14 protein-coding genes and 1 pseudogene are annotated in these 15,615 nt (G+C 71.2%); 6 read left to right on the forward strand and 9 right to left on the reverse strand.

The features are described from left to right. Nucleotides 1-125: 125 nt before the first annotated feature. Together ACESM1_RS12060 and ACESM1_RS12065 are read right to left on the reverse strand one after the other, a co-directional pair. Nucleotides 126-887, reverse strand: a complete 762-nt coding sequence (locus ACESM1_RS12060; RefSeq protein WP_372620366.1) for a competence/damage-inducible protein A — start codon at nt 885-887, stop codon at nt 126-128. A 33-nt stretch (nt 888-920) separates the two neighbouring features. Beyond that, nucleotides 921-2,015, reverse strand: coding sequence for a bifunctional GNAT family N-acetyltransferase/(deoxy)nucleoside triphosphate pyrophosphohydrolase (locus ACESM1_RS12065; protein WP_372620368.1), 1,095 nt, complete (start codon nt 2,013-2,015; stop codon nt 921-923). A 150-nt stretch (nt 2,016-2,165) separates the two neighbouring features. Between ACESM1_RS12065 and ACESM1_RS12070 the strand changes: the two genes are divergently transcribed. Continuing rightward, nucleotides 2,166-2,600, forward strand: coding sequence for a hypothetical protein (locus ACESM1_RS12070; RefSeq protein ID WP_372620370.1), 435 nt, complete (start codon nt 2,166-2,168; stop codon nt 2,598-2,600). 13 nt (nt 2,601-2,613) lie between these two features. Here ACESM1_RS12070 and ACESM1_RS12075 read toward each other — a convergent pair. Beyond that, a pseudogene (locus tag ACESM1_RS12075) lies at nt 2,614-2,786 on the reverse strand (bifunctional ornithine acetyltransferase/N-acetylglutamate synthase); the annotation flags it as partial. Nucleotides 2,787-2,832: 46 nt separating this feature from the next. Then, nucleotides 2,833-3,315: a hypothetical protein gene (locus ACESM1_RS12080; protein WP_372620371.1), complete on the reverse strand. Its 483-nt coding sequence runs from the start codon at nt 3,313-3,315 to the stop codon at nt 2,833-2,835. A 279-nt stretch (nt 3,316-3,594) separates the two neighbouring features. Between ACESM1_RS12080 and ACESM1_RS12085 the strand changes: the two genes are divergently transcribed. Next, nucleotides 3,595-3,753 (forward strand): hypothetical protein, encoded by a 159-nt coding sequence (locus tag ACESM1_RS12085; RefSeq protein ID WP_372620373.1) that lies wholly within the window; start codon nt 3,595-3,597, stop codon nt 3,751-3,753. 152 nt (nt 3,754-3,905) lie between these two features. Here ACESM1_RS12085 and argJ read toward each other — a convergent pair whose 3' ends face one another. Further along, entirely contained in the window at nt 3,906-5,147 is a 1,242-nt protein-coding gene (argJ, locus tag ACESM1_RS12090) for a bifunctional glutamate N-acetyltransferase/amino-acid acetyltransferase ArgJ (protein ID WP_372620374.1), read from the reverse strand. A gap of 88 nt (nt 5,148-5,235) precedes the next feature. After that, complete coding sequence (locus ACESM1_RS12095) at nt 5,236-6,192, reverse strand: peptidylprolyl isomerase (RefSeq protein ID WP_372620376.1); 957 nt, start codon at nt 6,190-6,192, stop codon at nt 5,236-5,238. A 284-nt stretch (nt 6,193-6,476) separates the two neighbouring features. Here ACESM1_RS12095 and secA point away from each other — a divergent pair, with 284 nt between their 5' ends. Continuing rightward, nucleotides 6,477-9,239: a preprotein translocase subunit SecA gene (gene secA / locus ACESM1_RS12100; RefSeq protein WP_372620378.1), complete on the forward strand. Its 2,763-nt coding sequence runs from the start codon at nt 6,477-6,479 to the stop codon at nt 9,237-9,239. Next, nucleotides 9,232-9,858, forward strand: coding sequence for a class I SAM-dependent methyltransferase (locus ACESM1_RS12105; RefSeq protein WP_372620380.1), 627 nt, complete (start codon nt 9,232-9,234; stop codon nt 9,856-9,858). The genes secA and ACESM1_RS12105 overlap by 8 nt, the downstream gene beginning before the upstream one ends. Before the next feature lie 7 nt (nt 9,859-9,865). Here the strand turns inward: ACESM1_RS12105 and ACESM1_RS12110 are convergent, their stop codons facing one another. After that, on the reverse strand, nt 9,866-11,137 hold the full coding sequence (locus ACESM1_RS12110; RefSeq protein ID WP_372620382.1) for a DUF389 domain-containing protein: 1,272 nt from the start codon (nt 11,135-11,137) through the stop codon (nt 9,866-9,868). 283 nt (nt 11,138-11,420) lie between these two features. Here ACESM1_RS12110 and ACESM1_RS12115 point away from each other — a divergent pair, with 283 nt between their 5' ends. Then, the gene (locus ACESM1_RS12115; protein WP_372620383.1) at nt 11,421-12,374 is read left to right on the forward strand and encodes a lipid kinase; all 954 of its coding nucleotides are present in this window, start codon (nt 11,421-11,423) and stop codon (nt 12,372-12,374) included. A gap of 69 nt (nt 12,375-12,443) precedes the next feature. Here ACESM1_RS12115 and ACESM1_RS12120 read toward each other — a convergent pair whose 3' ends face one another. Further along, a complete protein-coding gene (locus ACESM1_RS12120; RefSeq protein ID WP_372620384.1) occupies nt 12,444-13,553 on the reverse strand; it encodes an endonuclease/exonuclease/phosphatase family protein in 1,110 nt (369 codons plus the stop codon). Next, a complete protein-coding gene (locus ACESM1_RS12125; RefSeq protein ID WP_372620386.1) occupies nt 13,481-14,734 on the reverse strand; it encodes a sodium:calcium antiporter in 1,254 nt (417 codons plus the stop codon). Before ACESM1_RS12125 ends, ACESM1_RS12120 begins: the two co-directional genes overlap by 73 nt. A gap of 115 nt (nt 14,735-14,849) precedes the next feature. Here ACESM1_RS12125 and ACESM1_RS12130 point away from each other — a divergent pair, with 115 nt between their 5' ends. Beyond that, the gene (locus ACESM1_RS12130; RefSeq protein ID WP_372620387.1) at nt 14,850-15,611 is read left to right on the forward strand and encodes a PRC-barrel domain-containing protein; all 762 of its coding nucleotides are present in this window, start codon (nt 14,850-14,852) and stop codon (nt 15,609-15,611) included. Nucleotides 15,612-15,615: the final 4 nt, after the last annotated feature.

Raw genomic sequence — 15,615 nt, forward strand, 5'->3', positions numbered from 1 at the left:
GGCACGTCGCTCTAGCCCGCGATCGTCCTGGGTGTGCACGCCGCAGGCGGGCACGCCAGGGCGTGAATCGCCGGCTCGAAAGGGCTGGAGCCGAGTTGCCCGGACACGGCCCGGGCAACTCGGGTCTAGACCGGCGGCTCCCCTTGCACCGGCTTGCCGCCCACCGCCCGCAGCAGGGTGGTGATGTCGCGCGATGCGGCCTCGACGCCCTCGACGTCCACGCCCTTCGCCACCAGCGCCACCCCGCCGCCGCCCATCCGGTAGTACGGATAGCTGCCGATATCGAGCGCCGGCCAGCGCGCCTGGATCGCCGCCAGCCCCTCCGCGATGCGGCCTTCCATGATGCCGTCCGCGTGCACCGTGCGGGAGGCGATCGGCGGCCCGCCCTGCAGCGTCGGCGCCAGCGCGTCGAACATCGCCTGCATGATGCGCGGCACGCCGGCCAGGACATGCACGTTGCCGATGGTGAAGCCCGGCGCGATGGAGATCGCGTTGTCGATCAGCGTCGCCCCGCGCGGCAGGGTCGCCATGCGCTGCCGCGCCGGGTTGAACTCGCCCGGCGCATAATGCCGTTCAAGCCGCGCCCAGGCCTCGGGGTGCGGCTCCCACGGCACGCCGAAGGCGGCAGCGACGCATTCGCTGGTGATGTCGTCGTGTGTCGGGCCGATGCCGCCGGTGGTGAAGACGTGGTCGAATTTCGGCCGCACCTCGTTGACCGTGGCGACGATGGTCTCCCGCACATCGGGAATGACCCGCACCTCGCGCAGCGGAATGCCGATCTGCCCGAGTCGTGTCGCCAGGAACTGGATGTTGGCGTCGCGCGTGCGGCCCGAGAGCACCTCGTTGCCGATCACGAGCAGGCAGGCGGTGGGGGAGTGACCTGTCATGGACGCTCCGGGCGACGGAATCGAGGCGGCAGGCTACAGGAAGTCGCGCAGCAGCGCGACCAGCGGCTTGTCCGCCGGCGGCATCGGGTACTCGGCCAGCTTCTGCGGCCGCACCCAGGCCAGCGCCTGGCCCTCCACCGGCGTCACCTGCCCCGACCAGCGACGGCAGAGGTAGAGCGGCATCAGCAGGTGGAAGCCCTCATAGCCATGGCTGGCGAAGGCGAAGGGCGCCAGGCAGGCCTCCGCCACGTCGATCGCCAACTCCTCCCGCAATTCGCGGATCAGTGCGGCTTCCGGGGTCTCGCCGGGATGCACCTTGCCGCCCGGGAATTCCCACAGCCCGGCGAGCGGCTTGCCCTCCGGCCGGCGCGCCAGCAGCACGCGGCCATCGCTGTCGATCAGCGCGCAGGCGGCGACCAGCAGGATGCGCTTGCCCGCCGGCACCTCCGCCGCCCCGGCCCCCGGCGCCTCCGCCGACATGGCCGACTCGGGCGAGGGCGGCAGGGCGGGCAGGTCGTTGCGGCCCATCTCGAACAGCACCACCGGCATGGCGCCGCCGCGCGAGAGGAAATCGCGCGCGCCCTCGCCCGCGTGGCGGAAGCCGATGCGGCGCAGCACCGCCTGGCTGCGCGGATTCTCCACCAGCGCAGAGGCGACCAGCTTCTCGATGCCGAGATTGGCGAGCGCCCAGCGCGCGATGCGCCCGGCCGCCTCCGGCGCCACGCCATGGCCCCAGAAGCGCCGGCCAACCCAATAGCCGAGCTCCGCCTGCTTCCGCGCCGCATCGAGCGTGAGGCCGACGCAGCCGACCAGCACCTCGGCCTCCTCCGGCGTGCCGGCATGCTCGATGCCGGTGATCGCCAGGTGCCAGGCACGGCCCTCGTTGATCTGCGCGCGGGTGGAGGCGATCCATTCGTCGGCGAGCTCGCGCGGATAGGGGAAGGGCACGCGCGCCAGCGTCTTCGCCACTTCCCAGTCGTTCACCAGGCGATGCAGCTCGGCCGCGTCCTCGGCGCGCAGCGGGCGCAGCGCGAGACGGTCGGTGCGCAGCGGCTGGAAGGGCGGCGGGGCGAGCGGATCGGCCGCCTCGCCCGACTCGTGCTGTTCGGCGCCGGGCGGCAGTTCCATGGGTGCTCCACACGCTTCCGGCTTCCTTAGAGCAGATCGCCGCAGGGCGGAATCGCCCGAGGGCGTGATTCTGCGCCGCACACCACAGGCGAGCGGGCGCCGTGCGGCAGGGCGGCTTGCATCCCGCGCTGGTTGCGCGAAGCTCGGCGCATGACAACGAACCGCTATGTCCCGGCGGCCTCCGAGGCGCGCCGTTCCAACCTGATCACCGCTGCCATCGTCGGCGTGCTCACGCCGCTGCTCGGCTGGCTCGAGGGCTTCCGCGACATCGTGGCGCTCTCGGCTCTTGGTGCCGCCATGGCGGTGCTGACGCTCGGCTTCTATGCGCTGGTGAACCGCATCGCCGGATCGGCGGTGCTCGAGATCGACGAGCATGGCCTGGCCATCGAACGCAAGGGCGAGCGGATCCGCATGGGCTGGGAGGAAATCGCCAAGGTGCGCTTCGGCAGCTATGGCGGCGACAACATGGCGATCACGCGCTACGGCGTGCCCTCCCCGTTGCGCGTGCGGCTGGAGGGGCACGGGGCGGATGCGCTGGCCGAGATCCGCACGCTGATCGAGGCGCGCGTCGGCAAGCGGGGCTGACCGCCCCGGCGTCTCAACTGGGATAGGCGCCGTTGATGTCGATATAGCCGTGCGTCAGGTCGCAGGTCCCACCGCGGCCCTGCCACGGCCGAGGCTGAGATCCACGCTGATCTCCACCTCCCGCCCCTTCATATGGGCCACCACCGGCGCCTCGTCGTAGCCGGGCACGATCCCGCCCTCGGGCGCGTTCGCCCGACTGTCGGCGACGCCTGAGCCGCGTGCGCCGCGACCCTCAGATGATATCCACTGCGACCCCGATGCTGCGGGCACTATCGAACAGCGCTGTATCCGTCTCCACGGTGTGACCGGCGGTGATATCCCCGTACGGGTCAACGTAAGCCTCGGCCTCCTGGTAGGTGTCGCCGGTCGCGTAGGAGTAGCAGATTCCGACGGCAACGTCCGCGCCGTCGGTGCTGATCGCGAAGCTCGTGGTCGTGCTTGTTGCGTAGGAGTCCTCGCCCACGGCCGTGCCCGAGGTCGTCGTCAGTACGCCCGCACCGGTGCCGTCCGCGTCGCTGGCATATACGAAGCTCGTGATCCCGGTCGTGGCGAGGGAGTCTCCCGTCTCAGACTCCCCCACCGCCGTTGCGGTGCTGTCCGCCGTGGCCTTGAAGGTGCTGTCCCCAGCCTCGGCGGTGACGACGGTTGTCGTGGTTGCGAGAGTGGCATCTCCGAGCGCCAAGGCGTCGGAACCGACCCATGCGATAGCTGTCATAGCTGCCCTCCCTTCCCGCCAAGCTCGGCCTCAAGGCTTCCTGCTACGCCGAACGGGCGCGGCCACGTTAGCGGGCGGCCAAGCTTCTCAAGGACAGCAAAAAGGAATTAGCCGGCCGACGGTCATGCTGCACAAAGGGCGTATAAGCTCAGCCAGGAAGTGTTCATCCGGAAGAGCGCAACAAGGGCATTGCTTTTGCGGGACTGCGTTATTCAGAGTTTCTTGCCGGCCGCGCCCCAACTTCGACGTGGGACGCCGGGGCAAGCAATGGAGGACGACATGCCGCCCACCCTTCCGACGCCGCCCGAGTATGATATCCCCGACCTTGAGGAACTGGTCGGATCGCTTGTTCCTGAGGACGTGGACCTTCCGGACCTGTCGGTCCCGGAACTGCCTGATCTTCCCACAATTCCTGACTACGGGGACCTGTTCGGCTGAAAGTTCCTTCGGCGGGCGCGTGGCGAGCAGCGAGGAGCGAGTCGCGCCCCGCCCCGATCGTCACGCGCCCGTCAAGAAATCTTACTGGCGCACATTAAGGCGCCGACTAGGCCAATGAGAGCGTCAAGGCCCGGGCAGCGGTGCCTGCCCCGCTACGAACGATATGCTCCATTAATATCGATGTAGCCGTGCGTCAGGTCGCAGGTCCACACCGTGGCCTTGCCGCGGCCGAGGCCGAGATCCACGCTGATCTCCACCTCGCGCCCCTTCATGTGGGCGACCACCGGCGCCTCGTCGTAGCCGGGCACGATCTCGCCCTCCCGCGCCATCCAGACGCCACCGACGCCGACCGAGAGCCGGTCACGGTCCGCCGGCTCGCCGGACTTGCCGACCGCCATGACGATGCGGCCCCAATTCGCGTCCTCGCCGGCGATCGCGGTCTTCACCAGCGGCGAATTGGCGATGGACATGCCGATGCGGTGCGCCGACTTCGCGCTGACCGCCCCGGTCACGTCGATGCGGATCAGCTTCTGCGCGCCCTCGCCGTCGCGCGCGACCATCAGCGCGAGGTCCATCAGCACCTCGTTCACCGCGCGGGCAAAGTCCCTGAGGATCGCGCCGCCCTCGGGCGGCACCCGCGGATGCTTCGTCGCCCCCGTGGCGAACAGCAGCACCGTGTCGGAGGTGGAGGTGTCGCTGTCCACCGTCACGCAGTTGAAGCTGCGGTCCGAGCCCTTCCGCAGGATCGCCTGGAGCGCGCCGGCGGGGATCTTCGCGTCGGTGGCCAGGAAGCAGAGCATCGTCGCCATGTCCGGCGCGATCATGCCGCTGCCCTTGGCGATGCCGCTGACCGTCACCGTCGCCTCGCCGATCCTGGCGGTGCGCGTGGCGCCCTTGGGGAAGGTGTCGGTGGTCATGATGGCGCGCGCAGCACCCGCCCAGCCATCCTCGCCCAGCGCGCCGAACAGCGGCGGCAGCGCGGCGGTGAGCTTCTCCGTCGGCAGCTTCTCCCCGATCACGCCGGTGGAGGCGAGGAACACCTCGCCCGGCCTGCACCCGGCAAGCTCCGCCATCGCCTTCGCGGTCGCCTGGCAGGTCTCGCGGCCGGCCTTGCCGGTGAAGACGTTGGAGTTGCCGGCGGTCACCACCAGCGCGCGGGCGCGGCCGCCCTTCAGTGCGGCGCGGCACCAATCCACCGGCGCGCCGGGGCACTTGTTCTTCGTGAAGACGCCCGCAACCGTGGTGCCCGCGGGGAACACCATCATGGTCACGTCCTCGCGCGCCTTGTAGCGGATGCCCGCCTGCCCGGTGCCGAGCCGCACGCCCGGCACCGGCGGCAGCACCGGCAGCGGCAGCATCAGCGGCGAGACGGGCAGGTCCTTACCGGCGGCCATGGGCGAGGGTCCATCAGTCTTGAGCGAAACGGACGGCGTGTTTCCCCCACCCTAACCGCCCCCGCAAGCCGGGGAGGCGAAAAACCACTCAGCGGCGCGGCGTGGGCGCCGCGGCCGGCGGCGCGGCACCATCCAGCAGCGAGGGCGCGCGCGGCGCCTCCCCGCCGGCCAGCCGCTCGACGTTGGCGGCGGCGCGGATGCGCTCGACGGCGCTGCTCACGCCCTGCTCGAAGGCCGCCTGGCGCAGCTGCTCGCGGCTTTCCTCGAAGGTCGGCGCCGGCGCGGCACGGCGGTCCTCCACCTTGATCACGTGCCAGCCGAACTGGGTGCGCACCGGGTCGTCGGCGATCTGCCCGGGCTGCAGGGCGAAGGCGGCCTGCTCGAATTCCGGGATCATGTCGCCGCGCTTGAAGAAGCCGAGATCGCCGCCCTCGCGCGAGCCCGGGCCGGTGGAGCGGCGGCGCGCCACCTCGGCGAAGTCCACGCCGGCACGGCGCACCTCGGCGAGCGCGGCGCGCGCCTCCTGCTCGGTCGGCACCAGGATGTGGCGGGCGCGCACCTCCTCCTGCGCCGGGCGGCCGGCGATATCACGCTGGTAGCGGGCGCGCAGCGCCTCCTCGGTCAGCAGGGGCTGCACCTCGCGCAGCAGCAGCGCCTGTTGCAGCGTCTCCTCGGTGGCGCGCGCGATGCGGGCCCGCACCTCGGCATCGCGGTCGAGCCCCTGGGCCCGGGCGGCGGCCACCAGCGCCTTCTGGGTGATCATCTGGTCCAGCAGCAGCGGCTGGAGCATCTGCGGCGGCATCCCGCGCAGCTCCTGCGGCAGGCGGTTCAGCTCCGCCTCCAGGTCGGACTGGCGGATCTCCTGCCCATCCACCCGCGCCAGCAGCGGATCGGCGGCGACCGGGGCTGGCGTTGCGGGGGCCTGGGCGGCGGGGGCCTGGGCGGCGGGGGCCTGGGCAGCGGGTGCCGAGGGGGCGGCAGGGGCCTGGGCCAGGGCAGGCCCGGCGGGCAGCAGGACGGCAAGTGCGAGGGCCGGAAGGCGCATCGGGGGACAACTCCGGGGGAACGGCCGATATGGCCGATGCCGGAGGCTGTCACAAGGCGGGACCCTTGGGCGGGCCCCGGGGCCTGTCCGGCGCCGGCCCGATCGCGTTGACGCGCCCCCCCGGCGCGCCTATCTCTCGGCTGCCGCGCCCCCGCCGGCATGGCCGGTGCCCGGCCGGCTGCGCCCCCTTCGCACGGCCGCTGTGCTACCGGGCTGATCGGCCCTGCGACGGCAGGCGACCATCGGGGCAGGCGCAGGGCGCCGGCCGGAGACGACTGGAAATCATGTTTCAACGCCTCGTCCGCGCCTTCATCGGCACCTCGAACGACCGCGCCCTCAAGCGCTACCAGGCGCGCGTGCCGGCGATCAACGCGCTGGAGCCGCAGATCGCCGCGCTGTCGGACGAGGCGCTGCGCGGCAAGACCGACGAGTTCAAGGCCAGCCTCGCCGCCGGCCGCTCGCTCGACGACCTGCTGCCCGAGGCCTTCGCGGTGGTGCGCGAAGCCGGCAGGCGCGTGCTCGGCATGCGTCATTTCGACGTGCAGATGATCGGCGGCATGGTCCTGCACGAAGGCAAGATCGCCGAGATGAAGACCGGCGAAGGCAAGACGCTGGTCGCCACCCTGCCCGTCTACCTCAACGCGATTTCCGGGAAGGGCGTGCATGTCGTCACCGTGAACGACTACCTGGCGAAGCGCGACGCGGAATGGATGGGGCGGATCTACCGCTTCCTCGGCCTGACCACCGGCGTGATCGTGCACGGCCTGACCGACGAGGAACGCCGCGCCGCCTATGCCGCCGACGTCACCTATGGCACCAACAACGAGTTCGGCTTCGACTATCTCCGCGACAACATGAAGTACCGCCTGGACGAGATGGTCCAGCGCGACTTCAACTACGCGATCGTGGACGAGGTGGATTCCATCCTGGTGGACGAGGCCCGCACGCCGCTGATCATCTCCGGCCCGACCGACGACACCAGTGACCTCTACAACCGCGTCAACGTGGTGATGAAGGAGCTGGTGAAGGACAAGTCGCTCTACGAGAAGGACGAGAAGTTCAAGACCGTCCACCTGATCGAGACCGGCACCGAGAAGCTCGAGGAGATGCTGCGCGAGGCCGGGCTGCTGGAGGAAGGCGGGCTCTACGACATCCAGAACGTCACCCTGGTGCACCACGCCAACCAGTCGCTGCGCGCGCATGTGCTGTTCACCCGCGACGTGGACTACATCGTCAAGCCGGTGACCGAATACGGCGTCACCCAGGACAAGGTCATCATCATCGACGAGTTCACCGGCCGCATGATGGAAGGCCGCCGCTACTCCGACGGCCTGCACCAGGCCCTGGAGGCGAAGGAGGGCGTGCCGGTCCAGCCGGAGAACCAGACGCTCGCCTCCATCACCTTCCAGAATTATTTCCGCCTCTATCCCAAGCTCTCGGGCATGACCGGCACGGCCTCCACCGAGGCCGACGAGTTCGCCGAGATCTACAAGCTCGACGTGGTCGAGATCCCCACCAACGTGCCGGTGGCGCGCGCCGATTCCGACGACGAGGTCTACCGCTCCGCCCAGGAAAAATACGAGGCGGTGATCGCGCTGATCGACGAATGCCGCACCAAGGGGCAGCCCATCCTGGTCGGCACCACCAGCATCGAGAAGTCGGAGCTGATCGCAAGCCTGCTCAAGAAGAAGAAGATCCCGCACCAGGTGCTGAACGCCCGCTACCACGAGCAGGAGGCCGGCATCATCGCCCAGGCCGGCCGCCCGGGCGCGGTGACGATCGCCACCAACATGGCCGGCCGCGGCACCGACATCCAGCTCGGCGGCAACGCCGACATGCTGGCGCGCGCGGAAGTGGGCAATGCCGACAGCCCGGAATACGAGGCCGCGCTGGCGCGCCACAAGGCCGAGGTCGAGGCGGTGCGGCCCCAGGTGAAAGCCGCCGGCGGCCTGCTGGTGATCGGCACCGAACGGCATGAGAGCCGGCGCATCGACAACCAGTTGCGCGGCCGCTCGGGGCGCCAGGGCGATCCGGGCGCCTCGCGCTTCTTCCTGTCGCTCGAAGACGACCTGATGCGCATCTTCGGCTCCGACCGCATGGGCGGCATGCTGGAGAAGCTCGGGCTGAAGCCGGGCGAGGCGATCATCCACCCCTGGATCAACAAGGCGCTGGAGAAGGCGCAGAAGAAGGTCGAGGCGCGGAACTTCGACACCCGCAAGAACCTGCTGAAATACGACGACGTGATGAACAACCAGCGCCGCGAGGTCTATGCGCAGCGCAAGGCGTTCATGACCGCCGAGGACGTCTCCGAGACGGTCGCCGAGATGCGCCGCGAGACGGTCGGCGCGATGGTGGACAAGGCGATCCCGGAGAACGCCTACCCCGAGCAGTGGGACCTCGTCGGCCTGCAGGAGAAGGTCAGCACAGTGCTCGGCCTCGACCTGCCCGTCGCCGGCTGGGCGCGCGAGGAAGGCATCGACGAGACCGAGGTGCGCGAGCGTCTGCAGAAGGCGGCCGACGAATCCTATGCGTCGCGCGTGGCGAATTTCGGCCCCGAGCTGATGCGCATGGTGGAGAAGAGCCTGCTGCTGCAGATCTTCGACGCGGTCTGGAAGGAGCACCTGCTCTCGCTGGACCATCTGCGGCAGGGCATCGGCCTGCGCGCCTATGGCCAGCGTGACCCGCTGAACGAGTACAAGAGCGAGGCCTTCAACCTGTTCAACGCCATGCTGGTGGATCTGCGTGAGCGGGTAACCAGCGTGCTGATGCGAATCGAGCTGCGCCAGGACCAGCCGCCGCCGATGCCGGAGCCGGTGCGGGTGATGGACATGCGCCACCCCGATCCCGCCGGCGCGGGCGGCGAGCTGGAATATGCCGATGCCGGTCCGCCGCCCGCCTACGGCACAGCGGTGCAGACGTCGCGTGCGCCGCTGGTCGCGGCGGCGGTAGATCCGAACGATCCCTCGACCTGGTCCGCCACGCCGCGCAACGCGCCCTGCCCGTGCGGATCGGGCAAGAAGTACAAGCACTGCCACGGCCGTGTCTGAGACGCCGGCGGGCGGCCCCGCGCATTGGGATGCCGCCTACGCCCAGGGGGCCGAAACGCGCTCCTGGTTCCAGGCCGAGGCCGCGCCGTCGCTGCGCCTGATCGAAGCCGCCGGCGCCGATCCCGCGGCGCCGCTGCTCGATGCCGGCGGCGGGGCGTCGAAGCTGGTGGACGCGCTCCTCGCGCAGGGCTTCGCCGACATCACGGTCGCCGACCTCTCGCCAGCCGCGATGGCCATCTCCCGCAAGCGCCTCGGCGCGGCGGCGGCGAAGGTGACCTGGATCGAGGCCGACCTCGCGCGCTGGACGCCGCCGCGCCGCTACGCGCTCTGGCATGATCGCGCGGCGTTCCACTTCCTCACCGACGACGCAGCGCAGGAGGGCTACCTCGCCGCGCTGCGTGCCGGCACGCTGCCCGGCGCCGCGGTCATCATCGCCGCCTTCGCCCCCGACGGCCCGGAGCGGTGCAGCGGGCTTCCGGTGCGCCGCTGGTCGCCGCAGGATCTCGCCGCCCGCATCGGCCCGCCCTTCGCGCTGGAACATGCCGAGGCGGAAATCCATCGCACCCCTGCCGGCGGCGAACAGCGCTTCGCCTGGACGCTGCTGCGCCGGCAGGGCTGACCGGCGCTCAACCGCTATCGAGCACGGTGACGTCCACCAGCGGCCGCACCTCGAACTCCGCGGACAGCCGCGCCCGGATGGCTTCCGAGAGCTGCCGCCGGATCGCGTCCGGCGCGGCGCCATCCGCCCCCGTCGGCAGCACATGGACCAGCACCAGCAGCGCATTGCCGCGCTCCAGCTCGGCGCGCGTGAAGCGGACCTCGGCCTCCACCAGCCGTGCGGTGCCGCTGGCCTCCACCACCTGCTGCACCTCCGCCGCGGCGCGCTGCGCCCGTGTGGAGCGCTGCAACTCCGGCGGGTCCGAGAACTGCCAGGCCAGAAGCACGCCGACCACCGCAGCCGAGGCCAGCCAGGCCGACGCGCCCACCCAGCGCCGCCCGCGCGCGAAGCGCACCCCGCGCGGCGTCAGGCCGAACAGGCGAAACACCACCGCGCCGGCGACATTGATGCCGACCAGCTGCAGCACCAGTACGAAGGCGCCGGCGCGCACCATCTCCCAATCGCCCATGGATCCGGCCATGCCGACCACACCTGCCGGCGGCGCCAGCGAGGCCGCCACCAGCATCCCCGTCGCCGCGCCGCTCACCAGGCTGCTGCGCTCCGACTGGCAGAGGTTCAGCGCGCCGGCGGCCCCCGCCACCAGCGGCAGCAGCACCGCGACCGAGGAGATCGTGCTGACCGACTCCATCATCTCCGTCGCGACCTGCTGGCGCAGCAGCAGGCTCAGCGCGAATGCCGTCGCGATCGCCACCGCCAGCGCCGCCAGGTAGCGCGCGACGGAACGCCCGAGCAGCTCTGCGTCGCCGCGCGCCGTGGCCAGCGCCGCGTTCATCGCGGGCCCGGCAAAGGGGGCGATCAGCATCGCCGCGATGAGCAGGTAGACCGTGTTGGTGAACAGGCCGATCCACACCACGATCCCGCCCGCCGCCGCATAGCCGAGGAAGCCCGTCCAGGACCCCACGCTCTGCAGCCCGCCGAGGAACACCTCGACCGGGCTGCGCGACGCGACATCCGTCGCTTGCTCCGCCGCCTGCCCGGCCGGCGGGCGCAGCGTGATGACACCCTGCGGCGCCAGCGTCACATGCAGGTCGGGCAGCCGCTCCAGCGCATCCAGCAGCGGGCCCACCTGCGCATTCGGCAGGCTGGCGAGAACGAGCTCGGCCGCGCCGTGCTCGTCGGCGGCCTCGATCCGCGCCATGTTGGCGCCGCCATGCGCGCGGGCGGCGTCCAGCGCCGCCGCGCCATGGCCGCGCGGCACGCGGATGCTCAGCTGGCGCATGGCGCAGGCCGCTGCGGTTCCGCGCTCAACGCCGGCGCGCCCACCGCACCAGGCCCCAGATGCCGCGCAGGATCGCCAGGTTCCGGAACAACCGCCACATGCCCTTCTCCTTTTCGTCGTCGCCGCCGAATGCCGGCGCGGCGTGTCGAGCCTCAGCGCCCGACGGGGCCGCGGGATGCAGCGGGAACCCGGGCAGGCGGCGCGCGCTCTGGCCGAGGCGCCCGCCCGCCGCAGCCCGGGCTGGAAGGCTGCGCATGGCACGGCCTCCGGCCGAAGGTGCCGCATGAGTGTCTCCGACGACCCCGAACCGAATCCCGCCGACGCAGGCCCGGCGTGGCATCCGCGCCGCGTGCTGCTCGTCTCCCATGCAAAGCACCGGCGCGCCGACACCGGGTTCTTCGCGGCCGCGGCGACGCTGGAAGCTGCCGGGCTGGAACTGGTGCAGCAGAGCTGCCACGGTGCGGAGGAGCTCGCCGCCATCATCCGCCGCCATGCCGATGCGGTGGATTTGCTGGTCCTTTCCGGCGGCGACGGCACGATGAACGCCGCCGCCGCCGCGCTGATCGAGACCGGACTTCCACTCGGCATCCTGCCGCTCGGCACCGCCAACGACCTGGCGCGCACCCTCGGCATCCCGCCCGATGCCGAGGCCGCGGCGCGGGTGATCCTGGAAGGGCACCGGCGCCGAATCGACCTCGGCGAGGTCAACGGCCATCCCTTCTTCAACGTCGCCAGCATCGGGCTGAGCGTCGCGGTCACGAAGGAGCTGACCGGTGAGCTGAAGCGCCGCTGGGGCCGGCTGGCCTATGCGATCGCCTCGCTCCGCGCGCTGCCGCGTGCCCGCCCCTTCCGCGCCGAGATCATCTGCGACGGCGAGTTGCACCATGTCCGCACGCTGCAGGTCGCCTTCGGCAATGGCCGCTACTACGGCGGCGGCATGGCTGTGGAGGAGGATGCCGAGCCGGATGACGGCGTGCTGCACCTCTACAGCCTGGAATTCGAGAACGCCTGGTGGCTTGCCCTGCTGCTGCCTGCGTTGCGCGCCGGGCGCCAGGGCCAGTGGCGCCAGGTGCGCACCGCCGCCTGCCGGGAGGTGGAGATCCGCACGCACCGGCCGCGCAGCGTGAACGCCGATGGCGAGATCCTCGCGCGTACGCCGGCACGGCTGCGGGTGCTGCCCCGGGCCGTGGCGGTGCTGGCGCCGCGGCCATCCGCTGAGGCTCGGAGCTCGGAGTAGCTGTTCGTGAGCCGGCGTTTCACGCCTGGCGCGCCAACCTTCCGTGCGCACACCCAGGGCGATTGCGGTTTACCTCTCCGGCGAGGCTGACCCTTCCTCTCCGGCCGCGCGCCGCCCGGCCGCGATGATGCGGCGGATTGCGGCCCCGTCCTCCGCTCGTGGCAGCGGCTCCGGCTGTGGCGGGCCGGGCTGCAGGCGAAGCGTCACATGGAGCGGCAGGTGGTCCGCGCCGATATCGGGCATCTTCGCCAGCCACAGCAGCCGGAAATGGCCACTGAAGAACACATGGTCCAACGGCCAGCGCAGGAACCACGGCCAGTTCGCGGGAAAGGTGGAAAACAGCCCGCGACCGATGCGCGGATCGAGCAGCCCGCCAGCCCGCATGAACAGCTCGGTCTCGCGCGACCAGGCGACCGCATTGAGATCGCCCGCCAGGATGGCCGGGCGCGGACCGCTGCCCACCGCCTGCGCGGCCAGTACCAGCTCCGCATCGCGCTGCACCGTGCCGTGACCGAACATCATCGGCGGCTTGGGATGCACGCCGTGGAACGATACCACCGTGCCTGAAGGCAGCCGCAGGCCGGTGCGGATGGAAGGCACGTAGTCCTCCAGCAGGAAGTGCACCTCCGGCTGCACCAGCGGCAGCCGGGAGTAGAGCGCCATGCCCCAGAAATCGCGGCGCGGATGCACCAGGCGGTGCGGGTACTCGTCCTTCAGCGGCTCCAGCGCGTCGGCCCAGCTCTCGTCCAGCTCGACCACGAAGACGATGTCGGGCGACATGCGGCGCACCAGGGCCAGCAGGCGTTCCGCTCCGCTGTTGCGCAGCTGCAGGTTCGCGGCCAGCAGGGCGATGTCCTCCCCGGGCGCATCGGGCTCCGCCGCCCTGACCTGCGGCCGGTGCAGCCTGGTGTAGGGCCAGATCCGCCACAGCTGCGCCGCAAGCGCCACCCCGGCGGCGCCGAGCACCGCCAAGGTGCCGGCCTCGCGCCACTCGGACAGGGCGATCAGGCCGGCCAGCGTCAGCGCCAGCAGCGCGGCGATCTGCGGGCGCGGGAAATCCCAGACCCGCACCCACCCCGCCGTGGCGCGCAGCCACGGCAGCGCCGTCAGCGCGACCAGCGCAACGGCGAGCAGGAGCAGCGCCCCTCGGGCGATGTCCGCAGCGGACCAGTCGGCCATGAAGCCTCGTCGAAGAAAGCCGCGACGATGCCGGAACGCGTCAGCGCTGCGGGGTTTGCGGGGGCGGGGGGGGGGCAGATCCCGCCCCGTCTTCTGGCAGGGGTCAGAAGAAGGCGACCGCCACCACGATCGCGTACAGCGCCAGCACCATGGCGCTCTCGAAGCCGATGCCGGCCACCCCGTGCCGCTGCCGCCGGCAGCATGCCGAGCAGCAGCACGCCGGTCATCAGCAGGGCCGTGGCGGCGGTGAAGACATTGTCCTGATCGAAGCGCGCATAGAGCGAGCCGTCGCGCCACGCGATATCGGCGGCGGCGAGGAACAGCACCTCGAAGGAATTGCCGCCGATCACGTCGCCCACCGCCAGCCCGACCGCGCCGACACGCACCGCGGCGACCGCGGTCACCAGTTCCGGCAGCGAATTGGCGACCGCGGTGAACACCGTGCCGACCGCCGTCTCCGACAGGCCGGTGCGGCCGACCAGCGCGATGCTCGCCTCGCCCACCGCATAGCCGGCGGCGCCGGTGATGCCGGCATGGAGCAGAAACAGCAGCCAGAGCCGCCGCGTCGGGCTGTCGCGATACGGGCCGGCGGTGGGGTCCTCGCCGCCGCCCTGCTCCCGCGCCGCATCGCCGCCGACCTCCTCGGCCTGGGTCGCGGAGGTCATCACCGGCGACCACATCGGCTTCTCGTGGATCGCGGCCAGCAGCCACAGCCCCGCGCCATAGCCCGCGAACAGGATCGGGGTGACGGGATGCATGCCGAGCAAGGTCCAGTCCGGCCCGCTCGCGGCCATCAACGGCAGCGTCAGCAGCACGACCAGCAGCGTGCCCTGCGCCAGGCCGACGGTGGAGGCGGCGGCGTGCTCCAGGTTCGCGCGCCGGTAGAACAGGTCGGCGACGGCGAGGAAGGCGGTCTGCACCGTCAGCCCGCCCAACGCGTTGCCGATCGCCAGCCCCGCATGCCCCTGCCACGCCGTGGAGACGGAGGTGATGATCCCCGGCAGCGAGGTCGCGCCGCCGACGAACAACGCACCGGCGATCACCTCTCCCATGCCGGTCCGGTCGGCCAGCACGTTGGCGACGCCGGCCAGCCGCGTGCCAGCGAAGCAGATCGCCGCCGCCGCAGCCACGAGCGTCGCGATGGAAGCCCAGAGCGGGGCGTCGGCGAGCAGCTGCTGCATCGTCCCGCAACCTGCAGGGTCGCAATCGGTTGCCCGCCCGGGCAGCTGGTGCGCAACCATGCGCTTTGCCGCGGCTTTGAAGCCGGGAAGCCCCGAGCCAAGGGAGGTGACGTCGATGATGCTCTGGCGATCCTCGGTCCTCATCGGCAGTTCCATCCAGGCGACGGATGGCCGCATCGGCAGCATCGCGGACCTGCTGTTCGAGGATGAAGGCTGGCATCTGCGCTGGGCGGTGGTGGACACCGGCACCTGGCTGCCCGGACGCAAGGTGCTGCTGCCGACCGCCTGCCTCGGCTCACCCCAGGCCGGGCGCGACTTCCCGGTCGGACTGACGCGCCGGCAGGTGGAGGAAAGCCCGGCGGTGGACTTCGACGCCCCGGTCTCGCGCCAGCTGGAGGCGGGTCTCTATGGTCACTACGGCCAGACGCCGTACTGGGATTTCGGCGTGGTGCCGGCCGCCGGCATCACCGGCCCCGCCCCGCTGCCGCTCACCGACCATCCGCGCCGCGACCCCGACCTGCCGGACCCGGATCGCCCGCCGGGCGATCCGCATCTGCGCAGCGCCAACGAGGTCGCCGGCTACCACATCCATGCCAGCGACGGCGACATCGGCCATGTCGAGGAATTCCTCGTCGATTGCGAGGCGTGGGTCCTGCGCTATGTGGTGGTGGACACGCGGAACTGGTGGCCCGGGCGGAAGGTGCTGGTCGGGACGAAGTGGTTCCACGCGATCGATTGGCGCGCGCGGAGGGTCAGCGTGGACCTCACCCGCGCGCAGGTGAAGGCAAGCCCGGACTATGATCCCACCGGCGCACCGGCGCGCGGCTATGAGGAGCAGCTCCATGCGCATTACGGCCTGCCGCCCTACTGGCCCTGAGGCG

The organism is Falsiroseomonas sp. (genome assembly GCF_041690465.1).
GTDB lineage: Bacteria > Pseudomonadota > Alphaproteobacteria > Acetobacterales > Acetobacteraceae > Falsiroseomonas.